The 12,226-nt window shown below is 36.0% G+C and carries 11 protein-coding genes; 5 read left to right on the plus strand and 6 right to left on the minus strand.

Annotation, left to right across the window (positions count from 1 at the left end; genetic code table 11):
- The first annotated feature begins 3 nt into the window (after window positions 1-3).
- Window positions 4-1,194, plus strand: a complete 1,191-nt coding sequence (locus BMS_RS02075) for a BaiN/RdsA family NAD(P)/FAD-dependent oxidoreductase (protein WP_014243130.1) — start codon at window positions 4-6, stop codon at window positions 1,192-1,194.
- Here the strand turns inward: BMS_RS02075 and BMS_RS02080 are convergent.
- A complete protein-coding gene (locus BMS_RS02080) occupies window positions 1,187-1,993 on the minus strand; it encodes a hypothetical protein (RefSeq protein WP_014243131.1) in 807 nt (268 codons plus the stop codon). The genes BMS_RS02075 and BMS_RS02080 overlap by 8 nt on opposite strands.
- A gap of 132 nt (window positions 1,994-2,125) precedes the next feature.
- Here BMS_RS02080 and BMS_RS02085 point away from each other — a divergent pair, with 132 nt between their 5' ends.
- Complete coding sequence (locus BMS_RS02085; RefSeq protein WP_014243132.1) at window positions 2,126-3,190, plus strand: UDP-N-acetylglucosamine--N-acetylmuramyl-(pentapeptide) pyrophosphoryl-undecaprenol N-acetylglucosamine transferase; 1,065 nt, start codon at window positions 2,126-2,128, stop codon at window positions 3,188-3,190.
- A 156-nt stretch (window positions 3,191-3,346) separates the two neighbouring features.
- Window positions 3,347-4,015: a hypothetical protein gene (locus tag BMS_RS02090; protein ID WP_044557195.1), complete on the plus strand. Its 669-nt coding sequence runs from the start codon at window positions 3,347-3,349 to the stop codon at window positions 4,013-4,015.
- On the opposite strand, the gene BMS_RS02095 is transcribed toward BMS_RS02090, so the two are convergent.
- From BMS_RS02095 to BMS_RS02105, 3 genes are all read right to left on the minus strand, one after another.
- Window positions 4,012-5,898 (minus strand): Lnb N-terminal periplasmic domain-containing protein, encoded by a 1,887-nt coding sequence (locus BMS_RS02095; protein WP_014243134.1) that lies wholly within the window; start codon window positions 5,896-5,898, stop codon window positions 4,012-4,014. The two genes, BMS_RS02090 and BMS_RS02095, sit on opposite strands and share 4 nt — an antisense overlap.
- Window positions 5,899-5,956: 58 nt before the next feature.
- Window positions 5,957-6,418, minus strand: a complete 462-nt coding sequence (locus BMS_RS02100) for a DUF3015 family protein (RefSeq protein ID WP_014243135.1) — start codon at window positions 6,416-6,418, stop codon at window positions 5,957-5,959.
- Window positions 6,419-6,526: 108 nt separating this feature from the next.
- The gene (locus BMS_RS02105) at window positions 6,527-7,201 is read right to left on the minus strand and encodes a response regulator transcription factor (RefSeq protein WP_014243136.1); all 675 of its coding nucleotides are present in this window, start codon (window positions 7,199-7,201) and stop codon (window positions 6,527-6,529) included.
- 169 nt (window positions 7,202-7,370) lie between these two features.
- On the opposite strand from BMS_RS02105, the gene BMS_RS02110 reads away from it, so the two are divergent.
- The gene (locus BMS_RS02110) at window positions 7,371-7,736 is read left to right on the plus strand and encodes a nucleotide pyrophosphohydrolase (RefSeq protein ID WP_014243137.1); all 366 of its coding nucleotides are present in this window, start codon (window positions 7,371-7,373) and stop codon (window positions 7,734-7,736) included.
- Here the strand turns inward: BMS_RS02110 and BMS_RS02115 are convergent.
- Window positions 7,722-8,273: a chalcone isomerase family protein gene (locus tag BMS_RS02115; RefSeq protein WP_014243138.1), complete on the minus strand. Its 552-nt coding sequence runs from the start codon at window positions 8,271-8,273 to the stop codon at window positions 7,722-7,724. The genes BMS_RS02110 and BMS_RS02115 overlap by 15 nt on opposite strands.
- Window positions 8,274-8,426: 153 nt before the next feature.
- Window positions 8,427-10,256, minus strand: a complete 1,830-nt coding sequence (locus BMS_RS02120) for a GTP-binding protein TypA/BipA (RefSeq protein ID WP_014243139.1) — start codon at window positions 10,254-10,256, stop codon at window positions 8,427-8,429.
- A gap of 98 nt (window positions 10,257-10,354) precedes the next feature.
- On the opposite strand from BMS_RS02120, the gene BMS_RS02125 reads away from it, so the two are divergent.
- The gene (locus tag BMS_RS02125; RefSeq protein ID WP_014243140.1) at window positions 10,355-12,199 is read left to right on the plus strand and encodes an ABC-F family ATP-binding cassette domain-containing protein; all 1,845 of its coding nucleotides are present in this window, start codon (window positions 10,355-10,357) and stop codon (window positions 12,197-12,199) included.
- Window positions 12,200-12,226 lie beyond the last annotated feature (27 nt).

Here is a 12,226-nt window from a genome sequence, read left to right on the forward strand (position 1 = left end):
ATAATGAATAGCAAAGTTTATGATGTTCTCATTATAGGCGGAGGGGCGGCTGGTTTAATGGCCGCTTCTGTTTGCGCCAAGAGAGGAAAGACAACGCTCCTTCTAGAAGGAAATAAGGCCTTTGGTAAAAAGATTCTTATCTCTGGAGGAGGACGTTGTAATTTTACAAACCTCTTTGCTACCCACGAAAATTATCAAAGTGAAAATCAGCACTTCTTTAAATCTGCACTTAAAAGATATTCCCCATATGACTTTTTAGATCTTGTTGAAAAATATAAGATTGAATATGTGGAAAAGAAAGCGGGACAACTCTTTTGCAAACAGTCTGCAAGATCTATTGTTGAGATGCTTGTCTCTGAATGTGAGAAGAGTGGGAGCGAATTAGTATTAAATACTAAAGTGCTCTCTGTTGGTAAATTAGATGATCTTTTTCAAGTTCAAACAGCAAGTGAAGAGTTTCAAGCGCGCAATCTAATTGTGGCCACAGGAGGTCTTCCTATTGCTCAAATAGGAGGTAATGACTTTGGTTTAGGGCTCGCAAGAGAATTTAAACTTGCAACAACTGAAGTCGATCCAGCTCTGGTTCCATTTAAATTAAAAGATTCATTACTGAAGAAGACGAGCGCTCTCTCTGGAGTTTCTCTACCTGTTCGAATCTTTAATGAAAGAATTAGTTTTGATGAAGACTTGCTCTTCACTCACAAGGGGCTTAGTGGCCCAGCTATTCTTCAAATTTCTCTCTATTGGAATGTTGGAGAGAGTGTGACAATTGATTTTCTTCCAACTGAAAATAGTGACGATTTAATTTCGTATAAGAAGTCTCATCCAAAGAGAAGTATTGATACTTTTCTAAAATCTAGGTTGCCTAAGAAGTTCGTTGAATATTGGTGTCAAAGAGAGTGTCTCTCATTAGTTAAGAAGCTTGCTGATTACTCAAACGATGAGCTTATAGCTTCTATAGAAGCTCTTAAGAATTTTTCAGTTAATCCCGCTGCTAGTGAAGGATATAGAAAAGCAGAAGTTATGAGAGGGGGAGTTTCCACTGATGAAATTTCTTCTAAAACAATGGAGGCCAAGTCTGTAAAGGGGCTCTATTTCATTGGTGAAGTTGTTGATGTAACGGGACAGCTGGGTGGATTTAACTTTCAATGGGCCTGGGCATCAGCGCATGCCGCAGGCCAAAGTATTATTTGAGTAGAATATAAATATAAGGGTTGTCGACCTTTAAAGTCTCCGTCTCAGATTTTTCTAGCTCTTGAAATAATTTATTCTTTATATTGATAAAACTGGCTTTGGCCTTATCTACTTTTATGACAACTCTATTTTCTTTAGCATCATATTCCGACTTCCCGGCAATTGTAACATTTGCCGAAATGCCCATGTTGACCTTGCCTTTAAAAGAAAAGGAATTTTTCTTAATGTTTAGATTGGCATTACTAAGGCTCACTTCACTTGCATTAATACCTTCAAAACCTGGAAGATCTAAGAGGATATCATAGAGCTTATTCACCTTACTACTTAGAAGGTAAGATATAGAGAAGCTTGAATTTGTTAAGCAGGCATCAAGCACTTGTAGTCCGTAGCTTTCATTATGTGCTCTATTGAAGTTACACTTTCCTTGGAACTTTTTAATCTGAAGAGATTCACCGGCAAACTCGGAGTGAAAACTTGTGAGTCCAGTATTTAAGCTCTTTGAAATAGTGGAGTAATTTATATTATTCCAGTTTCCTGTTTCAATATCATTAATGAAAGAGGGAGGGTTTTTAAAGTGATACTCTTTATCTAGGTACTGAAGAATGTAGCCGTCTTCAACACCTCTAAGCTCAATATTTATTTTTGAAGTGAGGGCATTAGGGATTGTTAACTTACTTGCCGTAGCACTTCCATCAGGTTTCTTATAGCTACCTGTAAAGTTAGACACTTCGATATGCAAAAAGTCTGCGTGAATACTTGTAGATGCTAGAATCATAGCACCAGTGAGGACTTTGTTCATAATCTCTCCTAAATTTATTTTTGGCTTATCGGATTAATCGAGGATTTACCGCCCCGGCCTTAAAAATAGGAAACAAATATTTGTTGAAGGTAAAAAAGTTCATTATCATAGAATAATGAATAGGAGATTAAAGTGAAGAATATTGTTTTTACTGGTGGTGGAAGTGGTGGCCATGTCATGCCAGCAATTACTCTTATTAAAGAGTTGATTCCAAGAGAGGATTATACAATTCACTATATTGGTGGAAGAAATAGTATTGAGAAAAATTTAGTTGCCGACTATGACGTAGTTTATAAGCCTATCTTTACAGGAAAGCTAAGAAGATATTTTTCCATAGAAAACTTTATTGATATTTTTAAGATTTTTTTAGGAATGATTCAATCTTTCTTTATATTATTAAAGCTACCTAAGAAGACTTTAGTTTTCTCTACTGGAGGTTTTGTCTCGGTTCCTGTTGTTGTGGCCGCAAAAATAACAGGAAAGAAAATTTACATCCATGAGCAAACAAGTCGTGTGGGTCTAGCAAATAAAATTTGCTCTAAGTTTGCTGATAAAGTTTTTGTAAGTTTTGAAGAGTCATTAAAGTTTTTTCCAAATCATAAGACTCACTTTAGTGGTTATCCAATTAGAAAAGAGTGCTTTGATTCAAGTCTTCATTTTGAAAAGTTTAAGAATCTAAACTTAAAAGACTCAACAAAAGAGCTTCTCTTTATTACAGGCGGAGGGAATGGCTCCCTTCTATTAAATAATCTTATTAAAGATGAATTAGATTTTCTTAAGTCAAAGTACAATATCATTCATCAAGTAGGAAAGGCGTTCATAGATGAATATCAACAATTGGCCGATGAAAGTTATATTCCAGTGGCCTTTATTGGAGAAGAGATTGTAGATATTATGAAAGCCGCATCAATTATTATCTCAAGAGCAGGTGCCGGTACTGTTTGTGAATTAATGGCCTTGGAGAAGAGAAGTATCTTTATTCCTCTTAAAATAGCTCAAAAGAATGAACAATATCATAATGCAATGGAGGCCAATAAGAATCTGGGGTCTCTAGTGCTATCTGAAGATGAATTAAAGAATTTAAATGTAAAAACAATTCTTGAGACCTTTGAAGGTAGTCAATATCAAAAGAAAGCAGCACCTAAACAAGAGGCTACAGCGTATCTTGTCGAGCAAATTGAAAATAGTCTCTCGTGATGTGAGACTATTTTAGAAAGTTTATTTCATCCATAATTATAATAGTTTACTGAACTTGAGAGAACTCTACTCTATGTAAATAATGCATGGGGTTGTGTTTCGTAATTTAATATCTTTTATAATTTAAACAATAATTCTCTTAAACAGGATGTAGTGATGAGAATTTTTACAATAACTTTTCTATTTATATTCTTAGTAAGTTGTTCCAATAGTGACTCCCCACTTATTTCTAATAGCGCAAAAGATGACCTTAGGGATTCTGATCCAATAACTAGTGTCCAATCATTTTCTGTGACGGGTGATTACAATGGAAACCTTTGGAAATCAGATTGGACGAGTCATGTCTATGAAGCTCTTATAGACCAGAACTCGGCCCTACTAGATAACGAAGTATCTACCTATGATTTATCTTTAATTAATTGTGAGAATTATAATACCTTTTCAAGAGAAAATAAGATGAAGTTCTGGGCCCTTTTTATGGCCTCATTTTCTCACTATGAATCAAGTTATAATCCTAACGAAAGATATTGGGAATCATCACTTGGTAAATATTCAGAAGGATTATTTCAATTGAGTACCAGTGATTCGAATTACTACACATTTTGTAATGTAGATAGCTCAAATATTCTAAATCCAAAAGAGAATATTCACTGTGCTGTTGCTATTCTTGACGTTCAAATTGATGGTTCAACAAGAAGAGAGGGTGGAAGACTTTTTCCTAGCTCCTACTTCTATTGGTCAGTTTTAACGAGATCTTCAAGTAAGAGTAAAGTCATAAACTACTTTAAGAAGAGAGTTAAGCAAAAGCTTCCAGCTTGTTCTTAAAAGTAATAAGAGAGGGAAGCTTCAGATTGATTACTTCTCTTTTCCTTAACCCACTCTACAGTTACGGCCATTGAAGGAATAAAAGTGTAGCGAAGTCTTGAACCATATCGATATGTCTTCTTCTCGTGTGCAGGAAATCTCCATTTGTAATCACCAAAGAATCCAAGTTTGAAGCTCTCTTCTGTGTTAAAGATTAATTCAGCTTCTGGTCCAATACCTAATCTCGCACCTTCTTTAGAAAGCTCTTTATGAAGATCAACATCTGTCGTGATAAAGAAGTAACTCTTAAAGTATTTCCCCATCATAGAGGCTCCACCACCAACTTCAAAACCTGGAGCAAGACATTGAGCACACCCACTGTCTTTAATTGTTTCTAGCCCAGCATTAAACTTCCACGATAAATTGGAGAAATATTTCTTAATAGGACTTAGAGAAATAACGTTAACAACTTTTAAGCTATCTATTATGACTTTAGAATCTTCTTTCTTAAGTTCATCCTTATTGAAGAACTTAAGTTTTAAATTCATCATCTCCATTGTTGCCTGTGGATTTTGACCAATATCAGAATCATAGAAATCGTGAAGAGTGAAGCGGTAGGAGAGAGTTTGATAAAAACCTCTCTTATCATCTTCTCCGGCCCCTAGAGTAAATCTTCTTGAACCGTGCCCTCTCTCTGGTCTTTCTCTTTCAATGATAGGGTAAGTTTTCTCAGTATTTTGAATACCTGTTTCTGATCTACTGATAAGAAGATCTTGTTTCCACTTTGTGGCCTCTTTTTTCTCAAGTAAAATCTCTTCACTGTACTTATAGTCTAGGTAATCAATTGCAGTATCTAGAATCTTGGCCTTATCTTCATTCCCTAGTTCTTTAAGAGAGTCTGCATTTTTATCCTGTATAACGACTTTAAAGAGCTCTTCTTGCTCTTTATTAAGCTTAGATACAGAGTCCTTAGCAATTCTCATTTTAGAAGGCCTATAGCCAATTCTCTTTATTAAACCTGGTGTATTTTTTAAGGTTTTAATCGTATCTACTGGAAGAACGAAAGTTGGATTTCTCTGGGCAAGATCCCATTTCTCATTGGCAACATCAAGTAAGCCTAGCATGTGGTAGGAACAGTTTTCAGTTAAGTAGAAATAATTGAAGTAGGTTTGACCCATTTCCCAAATATGAGCAACAACTGTATCGACTTCTTCCTGAGTGAGATTTAAATCATAACTCCAAAGATCTCTAGATTCATAATCGTTATACTCTCTTACTTTATAGAAGTATGGCATGGCCGCGAATTCGCCTTTAAAGCCACCTGCAAATCCCATAATTGCGTAGAGTAGGGAATTGCTGGTTGTAACTGTAGCAGAGTAGTTAACTGCATAATCAAGTAATTCAAAATTCTGATCTTCGGTTGCAGAGTTTCTCACTGACTTATTAAGTCTCATGAAAGTATGCCCAAATGCAGAGGCCGGAGTATCTAAGAAGTAAGAAGAGAAAACAATAGAAATAGATTTTGCATTTACTTTATTCTTAAATTTTTCAAACTTCTCACAATTACTTCCAATATGATTTTTATTAATAAGACCTTCGTTTAAGAGAAATCTTGTTCTCGCAGGAAATCTACACTCAGGCCTCTTTGAACTATCTTTAAACTCAGATTTGCTTACTTTAAAATTTTTAATATTTTCTTCAAGCTCTAGAAGAGGATTACTCTTTCCCTCTGTATGAAAGAAGAAAGAGGGCTCATCAGCTTCACTAGTATAACCAGAAAAAATATTTTTCTTATAGTGAAGTAAGTTTAACCACTTCTTTGAATAAGCAATTTCTTCAAGTGAGTTTTGAGCAAGTGAATTTGAGAGAAAGAAAAATGAGAGTAATAGTAGTGCCGTTTTCATGGCAAAAAGAATATCACTGGAAGCTTAACACTTCCAGTGAATTTAAATCATGATCTAATTAGATACAAGCTTTGTTAGTTTCGATAACGTTTCTGATGCTCATGTCAATTTGAGTAGCTTCTACGTTCTCTGAAGCGAAGATAGTCTTGTAGTTCTTCTGAAGAGCTGAACCAACTGCTTTAAGGTTTGTACATCCGTACATTCTTGAAAGTGAAGCAAGAGTTGCACCTTGTCCACGAGCGATGTCGTTAGAAAGAGCTACTTTGTTTGCTTTGATAAATACTGCATTGGCCTGTCCACCCATTCCGTCTAGTTCACAGTTAGAAGTACCAGAAGTCATACCAAAAGTTTGGTTACCAGAAAGACCGTTTGTAGTTGCTCCAAGAACTTGGTGCATAAGGCTTGATCCGTCAGTGAAAAGAGTTGAACCTAGTCCACAACCTTGTGCTTGGTAAGAAGCTGCAGAAGCAGAAACAGACATTAAACCACCAGCAACTAATCCTAAAATAATTTTTTTCATTCATTCCTCCGTGAAATTTTATTATGAATGGATTTGATAATATAAAAATGTAACAGAGATCAACCTCTGTCACAACAGGAAAATTAAAGAAATTTTGTTAATACCTGACTAGATTCTTAAGATATAACCACGTGATTTAATGGTCTTTATATTTGAAGAAAATGGTTTTAGTTTCTTTCTTAAGTTGGAGAGGTGAGTATCAATATTTTGATTCTGAACGTGAACATTTGGCCATAGAAGGTTTCCTAAATACTCTCTTGAGAAAATTTTATTTGGGCTCTTTGAAAGAAGATGAATAATTTTAAATTCAATTGGAGTGAGTTGAATTCTCTTTTCTCCAACTTCTGCCATTTGTACTTCTGTGTAGAGTTTAAAGCCATCAAAAGAAATCGTTTCTTCTGTGCTATTGCTTCCTCTTTTTGTAATAATTTTATTCTTTATTCGAGCAACCAATTCATTAAGAGAAACAGGTTTAACGATAAAGTCATCAGCACCTAGCTCCATACCTTGAACAACAACATCTTCAGATGGATCACCTGTTAAGAAAATAACAGGAAGCTCTGGGTGAGTGTCTTTGAATTTTCCATAAAGTTCAAAACCATTCATCGTAGGCATGTGAAGGTCTAATAGGACTAGATCTGTTTTTTTAGAGTTTAAGTAACCAATGAGTTCAACGGGATTTTGAATGAGCTCTAAATCAAAGTTTGACTCTAGAAGCTCTTTGTAACTTAGTAGATTGTCCTGAACATCATCAACTATAGTTACGTGCATTTTCTCACCCATTTTCTACTCCGTGACCCTTTGGTCAACAACCTTAAATGCAGATAGCTCCTTAAGGTTAGTTGCATAACTTATTCTATTTATATAAATTTAAGTTTATATATTACTGGAGTCAATGAATTTAGTTTTAAAAATGAACTAATCTTAAGATTTCTTAAGGTTGCGGGGTAAAATGGAAAAAACACTCAATATTTCAATGTGGCAAAAGCGCCTAGAAGACTTTGCAAAAGAAAGAGATTGGGATCAATTTCATAACCCTAAGAATCTGGCCATGGCGTTGAGCGTAGAGTCATCTGAGCTTGTAGAAATTTTCCAATGGCTCAGTAGCGAGCAGAGCGAGAATTTAGATGAGAAGAGTCTAGAGAATACTACTCACGAAATGGCAGATATTTTACTTTATTTAATAAGATTGAGTTCTAAATTGAATATTGATCTTGAAGATGCACTTGAAAAGAAATTTGAAATCAATAAGAGCAAGTACCCCGTGGAGTTGGCCCGAGGTACTGCTAAGAAGTATAGTGAATTAAAGTCCGAGTAATCCGTCCTTAAGACCTTTATCGGTAGCATTGATAAACCAAACTGAGAGCATGGCCTTAGAGAAGTCAGCTCCGTTAATTTTCTCAAGGGCCTTTCCATTAATTGTTGATTCAACACCATCGGCCAGAAAGTTGAATGTCATCTTCTGTCCCTTTTTAATATCTGTAAAATAAGTGTAGAACTTCTCAATACGGTCTTTGAGTTTTGGCATATCATCTGCTTTTACTGAATTTTTGAAAGCGTCCTTCCATCCGCCAATAAGATCATCTGCATCTACGTCTCTTACAAACTCCATTATGATTTGCTTGGGAGATTGATCATTAAGAAAAGTCTTATAGTCCGAACTTTTCTTTTGCATATAGAGTCCGCCAACATAAACTTTAATACCAAGCCATGTGGCTTTTCTCGTTCCTAGTCCATTGAGAACAAGTTCCTTTCCACTTAGCTTAACAGTGTCGGGCAGAGTTATACCATCTTGAGTAGCGGCACTAATACTTAAGTTAAATAGAAATAGAATTGAAATTAGAATCTTATTCATTATTACTCCCTTTGTTTTCTTATAGTTTAGCACTAAATCGGCACTTGAGTAGCTATAGGCAACTAGGTTTCTTTTTTAAGTTACTATACAATCTTCTTCCATAAAAAAGGCCACTATTTCTAGTGGCCTTATAAAGTATAAATTTAAAATAGATTATTTTTTCTCGCCTCTAATAACAGATCTCTTGTTACCGGCAAGCTCTTTCTTTCTAACGCGAATATTTTCTGGAGTTACTTCAACCCATTCGTCATCATCAATCCAGTCCATGGCCCACTCAAGAGTTTTCTTAGGAACTGGAGGAAGAGCAATGTTTACATCCTTACCGGCCGTTCTAACACTTGATAGGTGCTTTTCACGAACACAGTTAACGTTTGTATCGTTAACTCTATTATGCTCACCAATAACCATTCCCTCATAACATTGATCACCTGGCTCAACGAACATTTTTCCATTATTTAATAAATTGAAGAGTGCGTATGGAGTAATCTTTCCTGCTCTATCCGCAATGATGGCTCCGTTTTGTCTAGAGAGCATTACACCTGCGTACTCACCGTAACCAAGGTACTCAGAACTCATAAGTCCTTCACCTCTAGTGTCAGTTAGGAAAGTTGATCTATATCCAATAAGTCCACGAGAAGGAATTCTGAATTCAACTCTTGTTCTATCTTCACCAATTGGCATCATATTACCCATGATCCCTTTTCTTACAGAGAGCTTTTCTGTAATTGGCCCTGTACAGTCACTTGGAATATCGAGAACAACATTTTCATATGGTTCAGTTTTAGCTCCACTCTCGTCAGTGCTAAAAAGTACTTCAGGTCTAGAGATCATTAACTCAAAGCCTTGTCTTCTGATTTCTTCAAATACGATTGCAAGTTGAAGCTCTCCACGACCTTTAAGCTTTAGAACTTTTGGATCATCTGTTGCTTCATATTGAAGGGCAACATTGAGTCTACAAGCTTCTTGAAGAAGTTCTTCTAGTTTTCTAGAAGTTAGGTATTCACCTTCCTTACCAGAGTTTGGAGAAGTGTTAACTGAAACGTTTACAGAAACTGTTGGTGGTTCAACTGAAATTCTTGGTAGTGGATCAATATCGCTTGGAGAACAAATTGTATCACCAATAGCATTTTCTTGAGAACCTGCAACGATAACAATCTCTCCAGCAGATGCTGAATCAACTTCTTTAAATCCAATTTTGTCATAAATCTGAATAGAAGAAACTTTAAATGATTTATTCTTTCCAGCTTCATCACAACGGATGAAGTTTTGATTCTTAGTAATTGTTCCTCTACTAATTCTACCAACTAGAAGTGCACCGAGGTACTCAGAGTATGAAAGGTTTGTAACTAGTAGTCTTAAATTATCACCTGCTTCAACTTGAGGCTCTGGGTAGAAATCAGAAACGATGAAATCAAGAATTGGATTCATGTCGCTTCTCTTTTCTGCTGGGTCTAAAGTCGCCCAACCTTCTTTTGCAGAGGCGTAGATAATAGGGATATCTAGGTCATAGTCTTCTAATTCAAGTTGGTCGGCCATCTCTAAGAAGAGATCTTCAATTTCAGATTTAACTTCTTCAATTCTCTCATCTGGTCTGTCGATTTTGTTAATGATCACACCAATTTTTATTCCTCTTGCGAGTGCCTTTTGAAGAACAAATCTCGTTTGTGGAAGTGGACCTTCTGCTGCATCAACAAGAAGAAGAACACCATCAACCATCATAAGTGATCTCTCAACTTCTCCACCAAAGTCGGCGTGGCCTGGAGTATCGAGAAGGTTTACTCTAAATCCTTTGTAATCAAAGGCACAGTTCTTAGCCGTGATTGTAATACCTCTTTCTTTTTCAATGTCCCCTGAGTCCATTACTCTTTCGTCGATCTTTTCTCTCTCACCAAAAGTTCCAGATTGTTTTAATAGTTCATCTACTAACGTAGTTTTTCCGTGGTCAACGTGAGCGACGACCGCAATGTTTTTCAAATTAGACATACAATTCCCTATAGGCTATGATGCTTGTTGTTAAAATATTATTATTTTTCACCCATCTTAATGGAATAGGTGGGCTTTGTAACTGAAAAGATTGCGCTATGATTCAATTGAATAACATTTCTAAATCCTTTGGAGGCCAGAACCTCTATGAAGATATTTCGTTTACTCTTGGGCCAAAAGAAAGAATTGGCCTGGTGGGAAGAAACGGTAGTGGAAAGTCCACGCTTTTTAAAATTATAACTGGGGAAATGTCCTATGACGGGGGCAGTATTAATATTCCAAAGTCTTATAAAATTGGCTATTTAAGACAGCATTTGGAGTTTTCAAAGTCCACTGTTCTTGAAGAGTGTATTGAGTCCTTGAGTGAAGAAGAGAAGTTTGATCACTACAAGGCCGAGAAGATACTCTCGGGTCTTGGCTTTAGTGAAGAGGATATGCAAAAGGAGCCGGCCAGCTTTTCTGGAGGCTATCAGATAAGAATCAATCTCACGAAGTGTCTTTTAGAGGCCCCAAATCTTTTACTTTTAGATGAGCCTACCAACTATTTGGATATTATCTCTCTTCGTTGGCTGAAAAATTTCTTAAAGAACTATCAAGGTGAAGTTATTCTCATCACCCACGATAGAGACTTTATGGATGATGTAGTTACTCATACGATGGGCCTTAGTCGTGGGGGGCTTAAGAAAATTAAAGGCGATACTGTTAAATTCTATGAAAGACTTCTAGAGGAAGAGCAGCTCTATGAGCAAACTCGCGCCAATCAAGAAAAGAAGAAAAAAGAATTGATGGCCTTTGTAGATAGATTTAGAGCGAAAGCTTCAAAGGCAACACAGGCCCAATCGAGATTAAAGCAATTGCAAAAAATGGGAACGATGGATGAACTTTCTAAAGAAGGTAATCTTGGTTTTTCCTTTCGCTATACTGAGTGTCCAGGAAAAACAGTTCTAAATGCGGACAACCTTTCTTTTTCTTACGACGGAACTGAGCAGAACTTACTATTTAAAAATTTAAAACTAGATATTAAACGTGAAGACTGTATTGGAATTATTGGAAAAAATGGGAAAGGTAAATCGACTCTTTTAAATGTTCTTACTGGAGAGTTAAGTAAAAATAGTGGAGAGATAAAATATCATCCTTCAGCGCAAGTTGGTCATTTCGGTCAAACCAATATTAATCGACTTTCTGATGCAAACTCAATTGTTGCAGAGATTACTTCCTCTAATTCTGATTTAGGTATTAGTGAAGTGCGCTCGATTTGTGGAAGTATGATGTTTGAAGGAGAGTTAGCTGATAAGAAAATTAGTGTTCTCTCTGGGGGGGAAAAATCTAGAGTAATGCTTGGAAAGATTCTTGCTCATAAATCTAATATTCTCTTTTTAGATGAACCTACCAATCACCTTGATATGGAGTCTGTTGAAACTCTTTGTGAGAAATTGGAGCAGTTTCCTGGGGCCATCGTCCTTGTAACCCACAATGAAATGTTTCTTAGAAGGTTGGCCAATAGGTTAGTTGTTTTCAGAGAGGGCGGAGCTGAAGTCTTTGAGGGAAGTTATGACGAATTCCTTGAGAAAGTAGGTTGGGAAGAGGAAAGTGCTGGCGAAGACGTTAGTGAAAAAGTGGAGAAAATATCTAGAAAAGATTTAAAGAGGCTAAGGGCAGATTTAATAAGTGAGAGAAGTAAAGAGACGAAAGATTTAAAGAAGCGAATGGATGAACTCGAAAGTGATATATTTGCAAAAGAAGAAAAAATAGATGAGATCAACGATCAAATGCTAGAGGCCAGTAGTAGTGGAGATAATAAGAAAATTTCTGAACTCTCTAGAAACTTGGGTGTTTTACAGAAATTATTAGATATTGAGTATGAAGAATTATCGACTATAACTGATAAACATGAGGAAATTATTCAGTCTTTCGAAGATAGGCTAAATGAACTAGAAAATTGATTTAAATCTTATAAAATAAACTTTGAA

Source organism: Halobacteriovorax marinus SJ (assembly GCF_000210915.2).
GTDB classification, from domain to species: Bacteria; Bdellovibrionota; Bacteriovoracia; order Bacteriovoracales; family Bacteriovoracaceae; genus Halobacteriovorax; species Halobacteriovorax marinus.

Excerpts from the sequence above, each read along its gene's own strand:
- BMS_RS02115 (WP_014243138.1), bottom strand. The coding sequence starts at position 8,273 with ATGAATAAGATTCTAATTTCAATTCTATTTCTATTTAACTTAAGTATT.
- BMS_RS02090 (WP_044557195.1), top strand. The coding sequence starts at position 3,347 with ATGAGAATTTTTACAATAACTTTTCTATTTATATTCTTAGTAAGTTGT.
- BMS_RS02120 (WP_014243139.1), bottom strand. The coding sequence starts at position 10,256 with ATGTCTAATTTGAAAAACATTGCGGTCGTCGCTCACGTTGACCACGGA.
- BMS_RS02095 (WP_014243134.1), bottom strand. The coding sequence starts at position 5,898 with ATGAAAACGGCACTACTATTACTCTCATTTTTCTTTCTCTCAAATTCA.
- BMS_RS02100 (WP_014243135.1), bottom strand. The coding sequence starts at position 6,418 with ATGAAAAAAATTATTTTAGGATTAGTTGCTGGTGGTTTAATGTCTGTT.
- BMS_RS02105 (WP_014243136.1), bottom strand. The coding sequence starts at position 7,201 with ATGGGTGAGAAAATGCACGTAACTATAGTTGATGATGTTCAGGACAAT.
- BMS_RS02125 (WP_014243140.1), top strand. The coding sequence starts at position 10,355 with ATGATTCAATTGAATAACATTTCTAAATCCTTTGGAGGCCAGAACCTC.
- BMS_RS02080 (WP_014243131.1), bottom strand. The coding sequence starts at position 1,993 with ATGAACAAAGTCCTCACTGGTGCTATGATTCTAGCATCTACAAGTATT.
- BMS_RS02110 (WP_014243137.1), top strand. The coding sequence starts at position 7,371 with ATGGAAAAAACACTCAATATTTCAATGTGGCAAAAGCGCCTAGAAGAC.
- BMS_RS02075 (WP_014243130.1), top strand. The coding sequence starts at position 4 with ATGAATAGCAAAGTTTATGATGTTCTCATTATAGGCGGAGGGGCGGCT.